General features: G+C 34.1%; 28 protein-coding genes. 10 read left to right on the forward strand and 18 right to left on the reverse strand.

Annotation, left to right across the window (positions count from 1 at the left end; translation table 11 throughout):
- Positions 1-290: 290 nt before the first annotated feature.
- The 5 genes from SIB53_RS10265 to SIB53_RS10285 all read right to left on the reverse strand — a co-directional run bounded on the left by SIB53_RS10265 (position 291) and on the right by SIB53_RS10285 (position 1,349).
- Positions 291-431 carry a hypothetical protein gene (locus SIB53_RS10265; protein ID WP_413678087.1) on the reverse strand — a complete coding sequence of 47 codons (141 nt, stop codon included), beginning with the start codon at positions 429-431 and terminating at the stop codon, positions 291-293.
- A 2-nt stretch (positions 432-433) separates the two neighbouring features.
- Complete coding sequence (locus SIB53_RS10270; RefSeq protein WP_413678088.1) at positions 434-580, reverse strand: hypothetical protein; 147 nt, start codon at positions 578-580, stop codon at positions 434-436.
- Between the two features lie 59 nt (positions 581-639).
- The gene (locus SIB53_RS10275) at positions 640-822 is read right to left on the reverse strand and encodes a hypothetical protein (protein WP_413678089.1); all 183 of its coding nucleotides are present in this window, start codon (positions 820-822) and stop codon (positions 640-642) included.
- A gap of 15 nt (positions 823-837) precedes the next feature.
- Positions 838-1,071: a hypothetical protein gene (locus SIB53_RS10280; RefSeq protein ID WP_413678090.1), complete on the reverse strand. Its 234-nt coding sequence runs from the start codon at positions 1,069-1,071 to the stop codon at positions 838-840.
- A 74-nt stretch (positions 1,072-1,145) separates the two neighbouring features.
- Positions 1,146-1,349, reverse strand: coding sequence for a DUF2905 domain-containing protein (locus tag SIB53_RS10285; protein ID WP_413678091.1), 204 nt, complete (start codon positions 1,347-1,349; stop codon positions 1,146-1,148).
- A 619-nt stretch (positions 1,350-1,968) separates the two neighbouring features.
- Between SIB53_RS10285 and SIB53_RS10290 the strand changes: the two genes are divergently transcribed.
- A complete protein-coding gene (locus tag SIB53_RS10290; protein WP_413678092.1) occupies positions 1,969-2,550 on the forward strand; it encodes a S41 family peptidase in 582 nt (193 codons plus the stop codon).
- A 199-nt stretch (positions 2,551-2,749) separates the two neighbouring features.
- Positions 2,750-3,016 (forward strand): hypothetical protein, encoded by a 267-nt coding sequence (locus tag SIB53_RS10295; protein WP_413678093.1) that lies wholly within the window; start codon positions 2,750-2,752, stop codon positions 3,014-3,016.
- Between the two features lie 95 nt (positions 3,017-3,111).
- Here the strand turns inward: SIB53_RS10295 and SIB53_RS10300 are convergent, their stop codons facing one another.
- Positions 3,112-3,270 (reverse strand): hypothetical protein, encoded by a 159-nt coding sequence (locus SIB53_RS10300; RefSeq protein ID WP_413678094.1) that lies wholly within the window; start codon positions 3,268-3,270, stop codon positions 3,112-3,114.
- A 79-nt stretch (positions 3,271-3,349) separates the two neighbouring features.
- Between SIB53_RS10300 and SIB53_RS10305 the strand changes: the two genes are divergently transcribed.
- The 6 genes from SIB53_RS10305 to SIB53_RS10330 all read left to right on the forward strand — a co-directional run bounded on the left by SIB53_RS10305 (position 3,350) and on the right by SIB53_RS10330 (position 6,137).
- On the forward strand, positions 3,350-3,526 hold the full coding sequence (locus SIB53_RS10305) for a hypothetical protein (protein WP_413678095.1): 177 nt from the start codon (positions 3,350-3,352) through the stop codon (positions 3,524-3,526).
- Between the two features lie 311 nt (positions 3,527-3,837).
- Positions 3,838-4,077, forward strand: coding sequence for a hypothetical protein (locus tag SIB53_RS10310; protein WP_413678096.1), 240 nt, complete (start codon positions 3,838-3,840; stop codon positions 4,075-4,077).
- A gap of 20 nt (positions 4,078-4,097) precedes the next feature.
- Entirely contained in the window at positions 4,098-4,520 is a 423-nt protein-coding gene (locus SIB53_RS10315) for a hypothetical protein (protein WP_413678097.1), read from the forward strand.
- Positions 4,521-5,054: 534 nt separating this feature from the next.
- Complete coding sequence (locus SIB53_RS10320) at positions 5,055-5,243, forward strand: hypothetical protein (RefSeq protein WP_413678098.1); 189 nt, start codon at positions 5,055-5,057, stop codon at positions 5,241-5,243.
- A gap of 7 nt (positions 5,244-5,250) precedes the next feature.
- Positions 5,251-5,778, forward strand: a complete 528-nt coding sequence (locus SIB53_RS10325; protein ID WP_413678099.1) for a hypothetical protein — start codon at positions 5,251-5,253, stop codon at positions 5,776-5,778.
- 23 nt (positions 5,779-5,801) lie between these two features.
- The gene (locus tag SIB53_RS10330; RefSeq protein ID WP_413678100.1) at positions 5,802-6,137 is read left to right on the forward strand and encodes a hypothetical protein; all 336 of its coding nucleotides are present in this window, start codon (positions 5,802-5,804) and stop codon (positions 6,135-6,137) included.
- Positions 6,138-6,439: 302 nt separating this feature from the next.
- On the opposite strand, the gene SIB53_RS10335 is transcribed toward SIB53_RS10330, so the two are convergent.
- The 5 genes from SIB53_RS10335 to SIB53_RS10355 all read right to left on the reverse strand — a co-directional run bounded on the left by SIB53_RS10335 (position 6,440) and on the right by SIB53_RS10355 (position 11,999).
- Positions 6,440-6,727 (reverse strand): hypothetical protein, encoded by a 288-nt coding sequence (locus SIB53_RS10335; RefSeq protein WP_413678101.1) that lies wholly within the window; start codon positions 6,725-6,727, stop codon positions 6,440-6,442.
- A gap of 272 nt (positions 6,728-6,999) precedes the next feature.
- Complete coding sequence (locus SIB53_RS10340; RefSeq protein WP_413678102.1) at positions 7,000-7,248, reverse strand: hypothetical protein; 249 nt, start codon at positions 7,246-7,248, stop codon at positions 7,000-7,002.
- A 138-nt stretch (positions 7,249-7,386) separates the two neighbouring features.
- On the reverse strand, positions 7,387-7,620 hold the full coding sequence (locus SIB53_RS10345; RefSeq protein ID WP_413678103.1) for a hypothetical protein: 234 nt from the start codon (positions 7,618-7,620) through the stop codon (positions 7,387-7,389).
- A 97-nt stretch (positions 7,621-7,717) separates the two neighbouring features.
- Positions 7,718-8,569, reverse strand: a complete 852-nt coding sequence (locus SIB53_RS10350; protein ID WP_413678104.1) for a M48 family metalloprotease — start codon at positions 8,567-8,569, stop codon at positions 7,718-7,720.
- 100 nt (positions 8,570-8,669) lie between these two features.
- Entirely contained in the window at positions 8,670-11,999 is a 3,330-nt protein-coding gene (locus SIB53_RS10355; protein WP_413678105.1) for a CHAT domain-containing protein, read from the reverse strand.
- Positions 12,000-12,208: 209 nt separating this feature from the next.
- Here SIB53_RS10355 and SIB53_RS10360 point away from each other — a divergent pair, with 209 nt between their 5' ends.
- Positions 12,209-13,501 carry a hypothetical protein gene (locus SIB53_RS10360; RefSeq protein WP_413678106.1) on the forward strand — a complete coding sequence of 431 codons (1,293 nt, stop codon included), beginning with the start codon at positions 12,209-12,211 and terminating at the stop codon, positions 13,499-13,501.
- Entirely contained in the window at positions 13,498-14,652 is a 1,155-nt protein-coding gene (locus SIB53_RS10365) for a hypothetical protein (RefSeq protein ID WP_413678107.1), read from the forward strand. Before SIB53_RS10360 ends, SIB53_RS10365 begins: the two co-directional genes overlap by 4 nt.
- 30 nt (positions 14,653-14,682) lie before the next feature.
- On the opposite strand, the gene SIB53_RS10370 is transcribed toward SIB53_RS10365, so the two are convergent.
- The 7 genes from SIB53_RS10370 to SIB53_RS10400 form a co-directional block, all read right to left on the reverse strand.
- On the reverse strand, positions 14,683-15,414 hold the full coding sequence (locus SIB53_RS10370; protein WP_413678108.1) for a DUF2786 domain-containing protein: 732 nt from the start codon (positions 15,412-15,414) through the stop codon (positions 14,683-14,685).
- An 88-nt stretch (positions 15,415-15,502) separates the two neighbouring features.
- Positions 15,503-15,649, reverse strand: coding sequence for a hypothetical protein (locus SIB53_RS10375; protein WP_413678109.1), 147 nt, complete (start codon positions 15,647-15,649; stop codon positions 15,503-15,505).
- 173 nt (positions 15,650-15,822) lie between these two features.
- Positions 15,823-16,041 carry a hypothetical protein gene (locus tag SIB53_RS10380; RefSeq protein ID WP_413678110.1) on the reverse strand — a complete coding sequence of 73 codons (219 nt, stop codon included), beginning with the start codon at positions 16,039-16,041 and terminating at the stop codon, positions 15,823-15,825.
- An 11-nt stretch (positions 16,042-16,052) separates the two neighbouring features.
- Entirely contained in the window at positions 16,053-16,403 is a 351-nt protein-coding gene (locus SIB53_RS10385) for a hypothetical protein (RefSeq protein WP_413678111.1), read from the reverse strand.
- Positions 16,400-16,690 (reverse strand): hypothetical protein, encoded by a 291-nt coding sequence (locus SIB53_RS10390; protein ID WP_413678112.1) that lies wholly within the window; start codon positions 16,688-16,690, stop codon positions 16,400-16,402. The genes SIB53_RS10385 and SIB53_RS10390 overlap by 4 nt, the downstream gene beginning before the upstream one ends.
- A gap of 45 nt (positions 16,691-16,735) precedes the next feature.
- A complete protein-coding gene (locus SIB53_RS10395) occupies positions 16,736-17,176 on the reverse strand; it encodes a hypothetical protein (RefSeq protein WP_413678113.1) in 441 nt (146 codons plus the stop codon).
- A complete protein-coding gene (locus SIB53_RS10400; RefSeq protein ID WP_413678114.1) occupies positions 17,173-17,958 on the reverse strand; it encodes an SIMPL domain-containing protein in 786 nt (261 codons plus the stop codon). The genes SIB53_RS10395 and SIB53_RS10400 overlap by 4 nt, the downstream gene beginning before the upstream one ends.
- Positions 17,959-18,106 lie beyond the last annotated feature (148 nt).

Consider the following 18,106-nt stretch of genomic DNA (forward strand, 5'->3'; position numbering starts at 1 on the left):
GAGAATCTTACGAGTCAGCTTTCCTCAGTTAGGGTTAAAAACTGTTAGTTTGCTTTCTTAGTTTTTATCCGATGTTGGATGACCTTAGAGAAACAACACGTTAAACTTTTAAAACTTCAAGCCAAAGCCGATGCTTGTACTTCAAGAAAAGAGGCTCTAAAAATTTTAAAAAAGTCTGATAAGGCTATCCATAAACTTAATAAGCCATAGACGATGGACTAACAGTAGTATGGCTAACCCCATAGATTTTTGGAATCTTGCACCAGTCCCAGTAATAACTTCTGTAGCTCTTAATTCTTGTTTTTCCAGCCGAACATCTCAGCCATTTTCCCAGTCAGAACAAAATAGCCAATCGCACCAAGAAATAGTCCAAAAGCAATCAGGTTGGGAACTACTCCTCCAATCATTTGAGCTTTAGCAAAAAGAATCATTTTTATTGGTGAGGAGGTAATCTTCCTCCTCGTCTAACTTTTGCTTTTCTGGTTTGATCGAAATAAATAATCAGACAACAAAAAAATGCTAATCCAATCAAGTTAGGCATAATCCCACCTATTATTTCAAACTCATCAAAGAACTCCATTTTATTTTTATCGACTCCAATTTGTCTTGTATAGATTAGAGACCTAAAAAAGCAATTGATTAGTCTTGCTCTTTTTCTTCTTTGTTGAATTTGAACCAACCGTCTTCTTTCATTCCTCTTCTGATAGCAGTAACAAGTGCTCCAAGGAAAAAAGAGCCTACTACAGCAAAAATTGCCAGAGATAATAAAGGCTTAACTCCTGTTAAAGCTGTACTCTGAAGTGCAGGATCTAACGGATCCATTAAATCTTTGTTTTATTAGTCGTCATAAACCTTGCATGTTGAGGAAGTTGGGTGGATTTCACATTCTTCTTTCCAAAACTCCTCTCTGGTTTCAGCAGGGATTTCGTAATTGAAATCATTCATGACTCGAATATCACTCAACGCATTTTTGATGACAGAAAATGGAGTTTTTAGTTTCATAATCCTCCTATTAGGATAACTATGTTTTACTTGATTCCTTGGCATTTCAACACCTCGGCTTTTACTCAAGTATTACTCCCTACTCAAAAGATTAGTCATAGAAAAAGATTGATTTTAGTCAGCCTCCTGAGTCATGGCAGAGACTAGGACGATCGGAACAAATTAAAAATGACGGTAAGAAGCAGGCTAATGGCAATACAACTAACGACTGGGAAATAAAAAGTTGAGTTCTCACCTCTAAGAATGATGTCCCCAGGTAATCGTCCCAACCCTATTTGTTTTAAATAGGGATATAGAACGCCAATAGAAGCGATTACAAGTCCAAGTGTAATTAGTATCCTTTGCATTATTAGTTATTAATTAACCCAACTGTAGTAATACTTGGGTGATAGCACCCTTTTCAATTATTACGTTTTCAATTAAACCTTTCCCAGGGTCTCTGCCTACACTTTGATTATTGGCTCAGGCTTTAGGGAGGTTTCAATGCCTCCCGCAAAAAATGCAAGATAAAACAGTAATTTATACTGATTTGATTTTTAGATCACTTTGATTAGAAAAGAATTATCAGAACTTTTATTTTAAGACTCGGTTCTGATAGTAGAGGGGAAGGCATTCAAAGTCATATTGGATGGAATGCCTCCCCAACATTTTTAGGAGGACTTATTATGTCTTGTGGAAATCCATTTAATCATCTACTAAAGAATGTCAAAGGATCTTTCCTGAACCATGAGTTGTTTTCCACTTCCAAACCCAAATATGATGATGATGTGATTGAGTGCATGCAATTTGGTATTTGCTCCTCTAATCCTCCTCGTCTAAAAGATATTCCGTATTTTCATTTTTAACTAGTTATATTTAAATTTCAAAGAGCTTTTAAAAATAGGAGTAGCTATAAATCAAGTGGACGGCATATATTAGAAATTGATAGCGCATACAGCTTAAATTTAGTGTAGGGAACATCCAAGAATGAAACACTTACTACTTCCTCTTATTTCTGCTTTTGTATTGCCGATCACTGTAAAGGCTGAAGTCTCAGAAGAGATTCACAAACGTTGCCTGGAAGCTAGGGATTACTCAGGTTGCGTAATGACTAACCGGGGTAAAACTCCAAGTTTCAAAAGAGAAATGACTGGTATTGGTATAACGCTTTTTCTGAATAGTGATACAGCAGAATTAACAATTCAATCAGTTATCAATAGCTCTCCTGCCAGTGATGCAGATATAGAATCAGGTGATGTAATCCTAAAGATAGATGGAAAGTCTACGAAAGGAATGGGTTTAAAGGAGGCAATTAAATTAATCAAAGGTCCTAAAGATAAGCCAATTAAATTAGTCATTGGTAGAACTAACGAAAAAGGTAAAAGAAAAAAAATTGAGGTTAACTTGATTCGAGATACATTTGTTATTCCTGAAAGAGAATCTTTAGATCAATTAAACATAAGAGAATTTTTTAAGTATGGTTTTCCAAGGGATCTACAGCCAATGCATCCACAAGGAAATTACCCTCCTGAGTCAACTAAAGAATTATTCCCTAATAACCAAATCTAATTCAATTGCTAACTCCATTTTGCACTAATTAATAGAAAAGAGTTTTGTGTAAGACTTTTCAGTAATCTATCGGTATACCCAACCAACTAGTAGTATCAACCGATCTTGGTCGTAGAGGCCGTATCTAATTCTTCGGTTTGCAACATTTTAAATTCTAATTAGTCGAGTCAAAGTAGATGTGTTCTTTGAAATAAACGTAATGTATTCATCTTTATTTGACGCAGTATTCGCTGATTCTTTCTTCTCCCCTATGAGAACAGTTTATGTTGTCTCTGATAGTCAGCTAGAAGAAATTAAGCGTAACCAAAGAGAAGAAGAACTCGAAAATATCGAGGCTTCTCGTAAGAGTTTGGAAGAGAGTTATCAAGCTCGAGTCAAGGTGCTTGATGAACGTGAGCAAGAACTCCAAGAAGAGATCAAAGCCCTTGCTCCAGCCAAGAAGGAGAAGGAGAAGGTCACTGCTTAATTAACAACTTGAGGACGTTGTGTAAGCATAAATTTTTCGGTAGTCTCTTCCCTTCCATATAGGGAAGAGGCTTTTTCTTTGTCTGACTGATCTAATCAAATATCAACAACTCTCCCGCCTTCTAATGCACATAAAGATTCTTTGATTTCTTTTATATGCTCAGCATTTTCTCGATCAGTAATCCCACGATCAATAATGCGAAAAAGACTTTCAACAGCTTGGGCAAATTCAACAGATACCAATATCACCATCATTGATGGCGGAGTAACTCATTAATAAATGTTCAGTTTGATTTGACTGGATTTAACGGCTAAAGAAAAATGCTCTTAAGATATGGAACCTACTTTTAAGTACAAAGTGAAAAAGGTTGTTTCATTAGTTTTTGCTCTTTCAGTTATTGGAAGTCCTTCTCTTGCTTGGGGTTGGGGAGGAGAAGGTGGTTGCCCTTACTCAAAAGACAAAACAAATCAAGATGCTAAAACTGAGCAAGTAGAAGAAACTGACGCTTAAGTTGGCAGACCAAGTAAAGCAGCCAGAATTTTTAATTGAATATTTTTCTGGGATAGAAAATGGTGATTTCTATGAAGAACCAGTCGAAGGGGAATATCCAGATTGGTAGCTGCAATGAAATTTGAGTATTAGTGCCGAGAGCTGCAAAAGAGAGTTTGAGCCTTTAATAGAGAAAATTTGGCCCATTCAGGAATATGACCAGAAAAGAGTTCATGGATAAGTTCTTTGATCTTTGCAAGGACGCTCAAGAAGAAATTCCACCAAATGTGATTGCAGAAATTCTCAGAGATTATGCAGATAGGTTGGATTAGATGAAAAACCCCTTTGCTTTCGTTCTTGGTCTGCTTTTGTTTTTCTGTCCTTTTGCAGTCCAAGCGGATGATGTTGAGCTAATACCGCAAGAGGAAATAGCTGAAGCACCTGCACCTGAATCAATGTCGGATGAAGCAATTAGATATTTACAAGGTGAGGACATGTATCAAGGCACTCTTTCTTGGCAAGGCAGCAAAGCTTATACCAAATTTAATTACGACAAGCCAAAGAAAAAATAGATAAGAAAGCCCTAGCTCATATGACTGAACCTGAAGTCCATCCAAAGAAATATTTTGACCAAATAGAGGTGTTTGGCTCCATGGAAAAGCGTTCATGGATCCATGGTCCAAAGTCAGCAAAGAGATTCTTTATAAATGAACCAAAATGTCCTGTAAGAAACCCCTTCGACAGAATCGATGGAGTTGTAAGGGAAGAGGGCATAAAAATGTTTGATAGTTTGGTTTGGCAGAGTTGGCATGAAGATGGAAATATTCCAAAAGCAGCTAAAAAGTGGTTTGAAGCAAGAGTGAAAGAGTTTAAATCCGGAACAGATATTGATCTTGTTTGTAATTGTCGAAGATTTAGAGGTCAAGATGATGCTGTAGGTCTACAAGCTAAATACCCTTGCGATTGTCATGGCTATACATTGAAAAAATATATTGAATTTTTAGCTAACAATTAGGAACACTATTTTCTGTCGTCAGTTAAAGCAAAATATCCAATCGCTCGAAGAAATAAGCCAAAGCAATCAGATTGGGAACGATTCTATTTTCTTAAATAAAAAGAGGGTTTGATTCCGTCATTATTTGTGTAACCCTTTAATTAAGAATTTTTCAGTTACCTAGAAAAGCTTTGGACTCATCTCCAGACAAATCACGAAAAGACTACATGAATGTCCGGGTCCCGATTCCAATGCACTTAATGGACAAAATAGAAGCACTACGCAAAGAATGGGGGCTCCAGTCCAGAGGTACAGTTATAGCAAGGCTTCTCGAAGTCGTATTAGAAAAAGAATAAGACTTTTTTGCGAGGTTTCTCGTGAAAGATGTTGCAAATTCAATTAATCAAGCTATCTTTTTTAAAAAGCACGGGTTGGCAAGTCGCATTTCGGCTAAATCCTTAGAGTTGGCTCTAAGTCCCACCCAAGAAATAGATCCGTTTCATATCCAAAGAACGGCTGGCTCATAAAAACCACCTTCAAATTTCAAGGCTTTTTATGGCTCGCCCTCTACCTATTAGGAAAAAGAAAAACCTTCAACCTTTGGATCATGATGAGTTTATCGAAAGAATCAAGCTCGCAAAATTCCATAAGGATGAAATTGCTTTAGAGGCTTATAGGAATACTTTTTGTGAGTTTCCTCGTGAAGTCAAAGCTGCTTTGAGAAAAGAAGGAATCACTCTCTAATTTTTAAATGGAAGTCAAAAGAAAGTGGCATCATGGGTTTATGACGCTCACTAACAAACAACAATTTGTTATCTGCGCAATGGTAAACGCAGACCCTACTTATATCCCAGAGAAGGAAACTGCCGAAGAAAAAAAATATAGAGAAGAGTTAGTAGCCGAGGCTGATCGTTTGGAAACGCAATGTGGGAAACGTCCCATCTTTGAAATTCCCATTGATCCTTGGGACGACGAGATAGATGAAGATGATCTAGGTCAAGAAGATAAAAACGACGAGGATGAAGTGGATGAAGAAGAGGAGGAGGAGGAGGAGATCTCTAAAAGGAGCAAGGAAATCCCTAGTCTTAAAGAATGCCTAACTCACTACAAAGCACAAGATTTAGAGACGTTAACCTATTGTGAATTAAAAGAGTTCAGAAAATTTGCGATTTGGTCTGGAGAGAAAGAACTGCCCAAAAAACTTTTTAAAAGGATGAGGTATTCGGTTAAAACAAATCAAGTGACTAGTCAGGAAATTGAAGGCGCCGCATATCTCTAAACAATGAAATTTACTTTTACGCGATGAAGAAAAAATTAATCCCTAATAAGGATCTTGTTCTAGAAAAGATCCCTAATCCAGAAGATAAATCTTTTGAGTACGAAGAACCATGGCAAGAATTTGCACTAACAATTAATGCTTATGAGGTATGTGGTAACTCTGAATCTGCTTTTGAGACAAGGAATAAAGTATTCAACGATCCTTTAAATGCTTCTTTAACAGAACTTCGCTGCGCTTTATTTGTTTTACAACGTCATCATCGTTGGAACTCACCTTATCCAGTTCCTGGTGAAGATGAGAGAATAAAACAACTTCTTCAATTAATTAGAAATAAAGTTGAGAAAAGAGAGTTTGAATAACTGTTTGTACGACAGTTACGTATGTTCATTTTGAGACTAATTGACCTGTTTGCGATGCTTTTGCCGTTTCGTCTGGCTGAAATTCGAATCTGAAAACCATTAAATATTGTCCAGTCGCAGCCCAATACGCAATGAGATCAACAATTACCTTTTGAAGATGCCTTGTATAACATAGATATCTTTTGCGTTGGGATATTTTTGCCGAAAAATCTTTATTGCAGTGTTTGGAGACATGGCAAAAATATTAACTCTTATTCTGTATTCATCAACTTGTCCTGAGATGAGAAAATTCTTCAAGGCTTCTATCTCCCTGAATTAATCTTAATTTTCAAATTTAAAAGTACTGACAGCTTTTTCACAACTTTGGAGAGTTTCGTAACCTCGTCGATCACCTCCTGACTTTTTAGAAGAATCAATTGTTGAGTTTCATCGTCCTTTTCTCTTATATGTTTTTCCATCTGTACCAATTGATTACACGAATTATTGATTGAATTATTGATTCCTTCCAATATTGGTTCAATCAGGTAAATCTTGAAGCTTGAAACACTTGATAAGCATTGTGGTTGTCTTGGATCATTTTTAAGTGACATCGAAAATAATTATTCTTATCGTTATATAGTTCTGACCTAGAGCTATTGATTCCAAATGATTTTGAGATCTCAACTTGGTTCAATAAAAATAGAAAAATTACTGATTTGTATCTAAATATTTTTAGTTTTAGTCCAATATGAGCTGAGAACAACTATTACCTTTTGTAGTTACCATGAAACGTCGACGTGGATTTTCCTTTCTTCATGTCTTTGAAAATTAAATCGTAAATTAATCTATAGCAACCAACTGCTGCACCGTATTGTTTATCCGCCTAAGATTTGACAGCCACACGTTGAATCTGTGTCAAAAGCCAAGCCAACATATCTGTATTTTCAGTCTTATCGAAGTTCTTACAAAGCTCAGTACTAGCCCAAGCAACATCCATATTTGCACTTCTTCTGGTGATTTTGTAGTCCTTCACTAGGTAGCTAATGGTGTCACCTACTCCCCAGCCAGTGTTCAATTTCTCGAGTACATCGAGTCGTCTTCTTTTTCGTTCTGCTCTTGTTGTTATGGCCATAGATATAAAAAGATGGTGAGATAATCATTCTTATCTCACCATTATCTAAGAATACATTTTAAGTCTCTTTCCTTTTTTTGATTAAAAGGAAGTTGATTATAAGTATGTAGATGTCTAAATGTTTAAATATTATTTTGCTTAATATAAACATTTAACAGCTGTTGCAGCTACGTCATAAACTTTTCGATTACCTACTATTCTGAATAGCCCTCCTCTTGGACCCATGAATACACTTGGCCCCAAGTAGGCTCCAGTTGCGGCAACTGCTGGTGCAGCCGCAGCTGCAACTGCAATAGCACCAATAGCAAGACAGCCAAGAACTATCCAGCCACCAATTTCGTCATTTTTGTTGTTGTTGGAAATTGTGTTCATGATTTTGTAAATTGTGGAGTTTTTCTCCGTACAATTACTTCTTGTTCTGGTTTTTAAAGTGTGATTCCCTTTTTTGACTTTCTATTTTTTGACTGAATTAATCTTTCTTACTTTTGATGGGGATGAACTTCAATATGTTTAGATCTCTGTTGAACTCCCAAACTATTCTCGTTTTTTCAACCTCTTCATATCTTTTTTCTTGATTTGTGTTTACTGCTCCTTTTAAAGCAGATAACCTTTCAGGAATAGTTGGATGTGTATCCAATTTCGTGACTTTAGGTATATACCTAATTTTCATTGTGTGTTCCATCTTTTTTATGCAAGTGTTCTTTGGATACCCAGCTTTTATAACCATTTCTTGTGAATAGAGATCTGCATTACGCTCTGTCTCTCGACTAATACGAGCAGATAACTCATCACGTTTGTCGTTATTTAGCCCTTTGCTTTCTTCATTTAGTCTTAGCGAATCATTGGATGTATCTAAATTAAGAATATGTGCCAATTCATGCCCGATCGTACAAACCATAAGATTTTCTTTCCCATCCATGATTCGAAAATAATTACGATCAATTGCTATTGTTCCAAGAGAACTAGCTGATGCGGAGCCTGATCCAGATAAATATGAGAGCCTAATAATCTCATTAATAGTTGGATCAGGATATTTTTTGAAAGGATTTAAAAATTTATAATAAGCACACGATTCTTTTGAATCTCTTTTACATAGGCCTACATCTTTTGCGTAGTAAGAGGCAACACCTCCTGTCGTAATACTAAAAGCTATTTCTCTTTCTCCTAAATCATTCTTATCTGCTAATCTGTTTACAATTTTTTTTACTAATTTGTATTCATCTGGCATGAATAAGGTTGATGTCTTGAATAAATTTATAGACGTTAAAGATAATGCTATGCTAATTGAAAGAAGCAATGGGATAGCAGAGGATTTTTTCATTTGATTTTTTGAAGATACTTTCTTCTTGTCCTCACTTTCGTTTAATGATTCCCAAAAAATTTATCTTTTTTTTGAGAGATAATTCTAGTTTCGGGGGATCTTAAATACCTTGAATTGGTCTCCAGTCACCACTAAGTTGAAAAGCTGCCCAGTAGTAAGGTTCACTCCAATTCAATAATGGATTAGCACTTGTTATTGTCCCATCCCTGAAACTTTTTTGAGTTTCAATGAATGCTTCTTCTCTACTTCTTCCCTCTATGAGATATTTGTAGAAACTTCCCATGAATTCTGCTGTAGCAGCATCATCAACTTCCCATAGAGATAGAAGACTTGATCTCGCACCAGCGACTGATAGGGATCTTTTAAGTCCATAAAACCCCTCTCCCACTTCAAATACGCCCTCTCCAGATACACATGATGATATGACTACCATTTCAGTACCACTTAGTTCCATCTTTGCGAATTCGGCTGCTGTCAGGTAACCATCATCATGATCAGTATTTCGTTCAGAGTTATTTGCTCCTGCTAAGACCACACCACTTCTCAAGAGAGGATGATAAAGCGGATGTATCCTAGATTGATTGGAAAGATTATTGTTATTTAGATAGAACCCATGAGTTGCAATGTGTAGGATTAAGGGATTGTCTAAATTACTAATTGTTTTTGGTGTCGCCTTTTTTCTTGATAAAAACTTTGCACTAATAAGTTTAGATATGAGTTCACCTTCTTTTTGACTACCCTCTAAAGTAGAAAAATTTTTGAAATTAAGATCAGGAGCTCTTTTTTTCTCTGATGCAAAAGTATCTTTCTCTTTTTGACTCGGGTTATTGTTATCTAAGTCGAAATCTGGATTTGCGATAACTATTGATTTTTTGCTTTTAGTTGTATTTTCCTTCATGATACTAAAAAGCTCTTTAGCGGAGGTTAATAAGCGTATTTTTTTGCTTTTAGATAAATATTCGTCAGAATTCTTCTTCTTTAGTATTGAAAACGGAAATCTATTTAGCTCACCATCAGGCGCAAAAAATAATATATCTTTATTAGATATTTTATCTTCCAATGGTTTAATAATTAAATTACTAAGATCATCCCAAAGTTTTTGTTGTCCACTTTTATTATATTTTGTGGCTTCTAATGCTAGTTTAAGCTTTTTCTCTATCTTTTTTGCATTACCTAAATTAATACAATCTATATCAGTTTTTGAGGAAATAGTAAGTGCCATATAAATACTTTTTGTAGGCATCTCATCTGAAGTGGAATCCTTATATTCAGGTGATATGAATTTTGACCTTGATAATAACCCATATGTATATTTTTTAAATTCTATTAAAATTGCATTTTTTGGAATTATCTTAGATAATTCCTCAACTTGATATAATTTATTCTTCAAGAAGGGTGCTTTAGAATATAAAGTTTTATTTAATTCTAAAATCTCTTTTTGTAAGGCAGCTTTTTCTTTTGATTCGATTTTTCTTGAGGATAATTTAGATGTTAAATCTCTAATCCTATAGGCATATTTCTTAGTTGATTCTGAGGAAATTAATAGACGATTTACTCTCCTTTCAACGTCTTCAATTAAACCATGATAATTAATTCTATGCAACAGAGCTAGATATGAAAATATCTTATTATCTAATGAAAATTCATAAATAGAATCAATAGAGGGCATTCTATAAAGAAAATTCAATCTTTCATATTCTGATTTAAAGTAAGTTTGATTTTGTACGAGTTCTGATGATAAATAAATACACTTCTTATAAAGAGATTTTAGTTCTGAAAATATAGCTTTCTTCATTTCTAAATCTTGAGTGTTATTGTAATATCTAAATATGTCATTCCTTATAACTGCTATAATACAGTTGACTGTTGTTATATTATAAGGTTTTAATTTTAAAATGTTAGTTAGTGCTTCATTAAGATAAGTATTTGCCTTTTCATATTGCATCAAATCTGTATAACAACTTCCAATATTATATTTTGCTATATTAATTCTAAAATGATTTGTTTTATAATTAATTTCCGCTATTCTAAGTGCTTTTTCATAATATTCTAGAGCCTTTCTATTTTGACCAATATAAGAATATTCATGTCCTAAAGCATCTAGAGAACCTGTAGTTCCGATTGATGACTTACCATAAAATTTTTCATCAATTTCAAGAGCTTCTTCTATCATCTTTATTGATTCTGAAGTACGTCCTTGTTTAGAAAGCACGCTAGCTATTCTACGAATTGAAGATGATAAAAGAATTTCATCTTTTATCTCTTTTCTGATCTTATAACTTTCTCGATAAAACAATTCTTCCGGGACGTCTAACCCAAGGTCTCCATATACGAAACCCATCTGATCAAAGATATCTGATCGCGTTCGTTTTGTTAGTTCTGGTAGTTCTATTGCAGTTTCTAAATTTAATATCGCCTCATTATATGATCCTTTCTTTATCAAAATACTAGCAATATTACTATAACAGTTCGCTAAAGTATTATTATCAATTTTAGTATGTTCTTTCGGTTTTTTTCCTTTTGAAGCTTCTATTATAATATCTCTCTTTTTTGAATGATAATAAATTGCTTTTTCAAGGTCAGATATTTCCTCATATACATAAGCAAGGCAATCTAATATTTTTGGATATTTCTTTAGGCTTATAAATGGATATCTCTTCTTGGTTATAATATTTAAAACAGATTCATATGTCTCTATTGCTTTTGAATAATTGTTAGTAGAAAAATATAGTCCACCTTTGTTTATTTTATTCATTATAGTGTGATGTATATTTGGACTATATTTTTTTAAAAGCCTATCTTGTTTTTCTAAATAATACTTAGCTTCTTTTGTTCTCCCGATCGCTGTATATGTCTCTATAATTTCTTGGTATGCGGAAAGAAAGTCTACTCTAATATCTTCTTCTTTCTCAAATTCTTCTTCATATTCAAGAACCTTTAAAGTATATTTAATGTGTAGATCTCTATTGTCTAAACAAATTCGACCATATATATATGATAAACATCTATATGATTTGTATTGTAATTTTCTATTCTCAATAATTTCAGAAATTTCTAGCATTTTATAATTACATTTTTCTACATAATCCCAATTACTTTCTATATATTCCAGATTAGATAATTTGGATAGATAATGCCAATATACTTCCTGTATATATCTTTTATGACTTGAATTTTCGTTTGAAAAATTTATTAGATCATCTATCTCTAAAAAATTCGACTTTATATTTTCGATATTATTTTCTTCGAAGTTTATATCTATTATTAGAAATAAGATATTAATATTTTTCAATAGGATATCTTGTTTCCTAATAGTATTTTTATCATCAATAAAGCATGATATTAATTTCTTTGCATCATCATATTTCTTCTCTCTATATTTTGAGTAAGCTTGTTTATATAACTGTTCTGGAGATTTGTCTTGTATCATTCTCCTTCATCCTTAATTTAATTCCTTTTTTGTCCTATTGTCTCTGTTTTAGAATTATACTACTTCTTCATTAATTCTCCTACCATTATAAATCATAAAATTTTTACGTTTTTCTCATTTGTATATTTATGAATTATTTAATGTGAATTTTTGACCTTTTCATGTTTTTCAGCCGAATTTATTTATAGTTATATATATCTCTATATTCCTTGCCCTCACCTTATTCCACTATTTGGGTTGCGGATGGCTCTTCTAAAGGAGCTCAAAATATTTTATTGACAACAGCACAGAGCTTCATAATTGAAAACTCTATCAATGGTGATAAGACTTCCAACGAACTTGATCAATTGTTTTTTACCAAGCTTTTTAGAGACGAATCATCTCTGCAACCTTTTCTATGTCTTCGTTGTCGTGTAAGTCACTGTATCTACTTTACTGTTAATGATATTTTTGAAAAGTATAAAAATTTCTGTGCTGATTGCTTAAAGGCTGATTTATCTGATGAGTTTCTAAATGATGGTGGCGAGAGTTTTTTAAGGATACCTAGAAAATCTGATAGTAAAGCTAAAAGACGTTTTGTCAGAAGGCCCATAGACTTTTTATTCTTTAAAAAAATGAATAAAGAGGATGTCCCCTTTGGTGTAGATGTTATTCAAAGTTTCGATCCTTCCTTTGGCGTAAAGCTTTCTACTTGGGCTACTAGAAAAGTTCAATGGAGTGCAGGTCTAAAAAAATTTTTAAGACAGTATGGCTTTAGGAATATATCTCCGTTTGCATTGCTAGCTAATACATCAAGCAAAAGGGTGAAAGAAGCCTGTGAAAAGTATGGCTATAAAGATGAAACTCTTATTGATCTTCAAAAACTTCATGCATCTTATTTGAAAATATATAAGCAGGCAAAAGAAGAATATAAAACTCAAACCAAAAGTAGCTCGGGCTGGATACCTGACTATCAATTTCTTCAATCACTTGAGCCAAAACAAGAGAATGATAAAAATCTCTTGAAAATTGATAGAGCTATTCGTGCCCTAGAAAGCCCAATAATAGTTGAATTTAATGAGGTTTATGAAAATAAGTTTTTGGAAGATCCACAAATTTGGGGTGAAGATGAAGACAAGAATTTGATATTGATGGTGATTAGAGATATTGGATTATCTGAAATAAAGAAAAAAATTGAAGATGATAAATTACAATGGGATAAACAACCGATTAGAAAAACTATTTGGCTTTTATATTCTCAGGGTCTTAGTCAAAAAAATATTCAAAAGGAAGTAAAAAAACAGAGAATGTTTATTTCGAAAGTACTTGCTGAAAAACAGATGTCGGAAATAATTTCTCAAAATACCGTTCTTGAATTGAAGAAATATTCGAATTTTGAAAGTAGTTTTAAAAATACGACTATTGTTGATCGCTTTATTGATCAATTTTCATTTTATCTATGCTCTAAAAACGATGGAATAAGCCCAATTCGCAAATTTGTCAGAGAGGTACTTGATTCATGACTAATGAAAATCAGAAAAATGAATCTTTGATAGATGCAATCCCAATTCCGGAGGAGTCGATTTTATTAGATTTTGATAAATGCGTTGGGGAGGCAGAATTAGCTTATCTTGCAATTCAAACTTTAGCTGACAAATACAAGTTAAAGGTATCAATCTCTCCTATTGATAAATTGAGAAAAGATTTTCGCATTATTAATATAAATAATTTTTTAGTACAGGTTGTCATTACTGGCTTTGATTCTGAAACTATTTCTATCCCCCTTGAGCCTTGGACTGAACGTCGAATCGCACCACAAATAACTCTTGCTGCTCAAATTGATGATGAAAATAATATTGTCTTTATTAGAGGTGTACTAACAAATCCTGAAATCAAACACCTGATTCCAAAATTTGTTTTAAACAAAGATCAATTTGTGATGCCTTTGAAGAATTTCCTTGGTGGTGCTAGTAAATTTCTTCGTTATGTAAGAATACTTGATTCAAATTCAATATCTACAGAGCCTTTGAAAGAAAAAAAATCTTTTATTAAAGGCTCAGAATCAACCCTCACTTTGTTAAGAGACCAATTCTCTAAAAGATGGGATACTGTCGATGGTTGGATCAATGTACAATCGCTTCCTATTGTTGAGTCGTCGCGTAGTAATACGTCTATCAATAAAAATGTAACTTTGATTACACCAGTATTTACCCTTGAGAAAGGATCTAATATTGCTATTGCAAAGGTTTCTTTTGATAGACCCCTTATCTTTTCTCCTGATCCATTAAATGAAATTGCGATATTAAAAAATGGGATACTGTTGTATCGAGATAGAGCTTCCTCAGAAAAGCCGATTCTCGGCTTAATTCCATGGCCAATTGAACCGATAAAAGTTGGTGAACAATATGAACTTCTTCTTAGATCAGAGAATGCTCTTGCGAGTGAGTTTTCAAAAATTAATATAATTGCAGAAGATTCGGTGAACTTACAATCTTTTGATTTGCTCCTAGATTCTCTAGGCTCTGATGAATTTAGATGGTTAGAAATTGTAAATGATAAATTAAAAAATGATCGACAATTAGGATTGGCACTTCTTTTTTCAAATAGAGCACCAAATTTAGAATCATTTGAATTGCTGAAATCAAAGATCTGGAAAGTAATAGGTAGTCCTTAGTTGATTTATTAGTTTATTATTTTATATCAATTAATTTATTAGTTTATTATTTGCCATCCCATTCGCTTGCTTGAATAAGCCTACTTTCTCAGCGGCTGAAGTGCCATCATGAAAACCATATTTAGGATATATTTTTTCCCTATTACTCTTGCAATCTGGATAATTTTCCTTGATAAATGCTAATGAATTATTATATTCTTTTTTATTATTTTTATAGACGGCAAGCGCTGATTGATTAGTTTCTTTAATTCCCTCTTTTTCAGCTTTTTCTTTTAGTTTTAAGAGTCTGTCTTGGATTTCTAAGGCAAAACCTTTACGAAAATTTGTGCGATAGGATGAAGGTGAATTTGGCCTTCTTTTTTTTTCGGTTTTGGATATTTTTTCCATAGTCTCAAGAAGGTATGAACTATATAATTCAATCTGGATTTGATTGCTTTTTGAGGCAACAATTTTCAGTTTCTTTGTTTTATTGCAGGGATCCCAATCAATAATTGTAGAACCATTATAAAAATAGGCTACTGACTTATAGATTAAGTTTGCAGCAATATCGGTTCTTTTGAAATTGGGTCCATAAGGAATTTCAATTATTTCATCAAAGCTTGGATTGTAAGGAACCGATAAGTCTATTTTTGCTATTCCGTATTGTCTACAGAGGGTGTTTAATTTGTGAACTGCAGCAGCAGCTTCATTTGCATTACTAGACTCTGAGAGCCTTAATACTTTCTCTAATTTGATTTTGATTTCATTTGAATTTGTTTTCATTCATCAAAAAATCTAAGGAGATACTTTTATCTTGTTTGTGTGTATGGGATGTGGTTGCGAGCCCAGATGAAACTGAGCTCGCTTTTGCTCATAACCAAAAGTTGTTACTAGAGCGTCTTAGTTGTGCAGATTGTTGTCTTAATGTTCGCCCCCAGACAGTTGAATAGCGACGATCAAGATTGCCGCCAAAAGTGGTGCCATTTAATTTGATTCGGCCAGAGGATGCAAATTTCATGATAAAAAATGTGTTGTTAAAAGAGGAGGGTTGCCCCTCCTGTTGATCTATTGTTCTGGTTCTTTGATAGTGATTCCTCATAACTTATTATTCACTTTTGAAAGTAAATATAAAGCTCCAAAAAAGGAAGATCTTTATTAAATGCTTGAGGTTTTGACCTACTTGTTATCTGCTTACTTTAGTGACCAAAGTTTTTTATTGCCTTTAACTCTCGCAGAAAATTCAGCCATGATATCGCCGCTCAATTTAGTGATCTGGACTTTATTGGGACTCAATCTTCTTATTTGGAATGTTGTATTTTCTTTCTCAACACCTAAAAAGTTAGAAGCTTTTATCCAGACCTCTTTGTTTACAGCAAATGCATTAGTTTCGAAGGCGATTTCGTTTGACATGTTGTAAAGATTTAAAGGGGATCCTGAGGGAAAACTTTCATATGACTAATAAAGAAATCAAGAATTTCCCATTCGTCACATTTTGAGGCTTCTTCCCATGCCTGATCTCGTGTTTCTGCCATAACAATTGTCTGAAAACCTCCAGTTTTTGCACCAGTAAAAACAAAAGCAGATGGAATTCTTACGACCCAAGATCGTTTTTCTTTTTTGTAAGTGACAGCTCCTGAACGTGAAACTTTAGATGCTTTTCTTTTTATTGTTGAAAGAAATTTCCCAAGCGGAGTTGAACGCCAAAGCATTTCATCAAGTTGATCTATCTCGAGTTGTCTTTGTGTCTTCTCGTTTTTGTTTTTTTTAGTCATGACATTGTTCTCGTAGTGAATACGCTGTTGATTCCTGAAACAAATCGACCCAAAGGGTTAGATAACCGGAGAGATCGATTAAGTCCTTTAATTTGTTCTTCTCTTTTCATCTCCAATGTTTTCTCACCTCTCTCCATCAAGATCATTTGAACCATTGAATGAAGTTCTTGATGAACAGAGTTTTCAAAATTGTCTCTCCAGTAGAGATCTAAATTATGGAGTCTTTCCGTTGAAAGAGATTTCGTTCTTTCGTACCATTCCATATGGTCTTCTGGGTCTAAACACATGAGTTAAATTTAGTTTTTGGGTGAAAATTTTTGAAAGTTAATACTTCAAATAGAGTCTTTATGAGCGTCAGGTAAATCAAAAAGTTTATCTAAATGTCCCTTCTGAATCTCAGAAAGATAAGCTTTAAAGCCATTTACTCTGCTTAACGTCTCAACCATTTGTTCATGAACCTTCTCAAAACTCAGATTGTTTTCTTGATAATGAATAGATGACTTAAGTCTTCTGATGATTTCTGTGATCAACTGATTTATTGGCCTTGATACTGATTCATCAAATAATCTTCGAGTGCTTTCATCTGATTCCTTAACTTCGTCATAAGAAAGTTTTTGAATAGCTGTCAAATCGTCAATCATTGATTTAACAAGATCTTCTCTTTGCTTGGTAATTTTTATATGCAGTTGATCGATTTTTTCAATTTGCTCATACCCTTTTTTTATGTGCTTGGATAATTTGATAATTTTTGCGGAGCTGTTTGTTTCACTCATTTTTCAACTCCGAAGGTTACTCCCATCACAGCCGTGATGTCCTTGTTGATTGTGCTTGTGTCGTAGGAACCCCAACTACTTACTCTTGTGGAGTTAGGAACCGTTATTTGAAAAACGCCTGTATTGACTCTTTTAACTGCGCCTACGTTTGAACCTGCTTCGCGAGCAATGGCTTCGGCCCTAATGCGAGCATCTTTTGTTGCCTTTGCAAGCATGTCCACTCGCTTCTCTGCGAGTTTTGTATAGGTAAATTCGGGCCTACTAGGACTAACTAAAACTCCTTTACCGAGTAGTTCGCTGATCTTCCGATGAGTTTTAAAGATCTTTGAGACGTCTTTACTTTCTATCTCTATCCATTGACTGGTAATCCACTTGGTTGAAACGAGCTCACCAGTTTCTGGATTACGTACTTCTTTTTTTGAGGTAGAGGCTGGACCAATATCCATTGAATCCCCTTTGCCATTTTCTATTTGATTCGCTTTTAAAAATTTAATTGTTTTATCAATTGAAGCTTGATGTTTCTCATAGGAATCTATTTGAGATAAACCGGTCGTTTGGACCTTGACTTCCCATTTCGCCATATCACTTTCAATTCTTTCTGTACTTGCACCTGTAACCGTGATCGAGTTTTCGACAGTACGGAGTCCAGAGACTAAGACTGTTGACGCACCAATAAAACCACCAACTGATAAAACAGCCATTGCAAAAACAAGAGGTGGAGTCTTTCGAATTAATTGAATTGAATTATTCGAAAAGGTTTTAAGAAGAGACAAAGCTTTCATTGCACCTGTCGAAGAAGTGTGAGGAGTGTTGATTAGCGAAAATTCAAATCAATGCAATCCGCCTAAGTTCTGGCTTCTCTTGACTGACCAGTTCACTGGTATTTCGCTTCCCGCAGGACACATAGTTATACGGATGTGCCAATCTTTT

This window comes from Prochlorococcus sp. MIT 0916, from assembly GCF_047305155.1.
In the GTDB taxonomy this organism is placed as follows: Bacteria; Cyanobacteriota; Cyanobacteriia; order PCC-6307; family Cyanobiaceae; genus Prochlorococcus_B.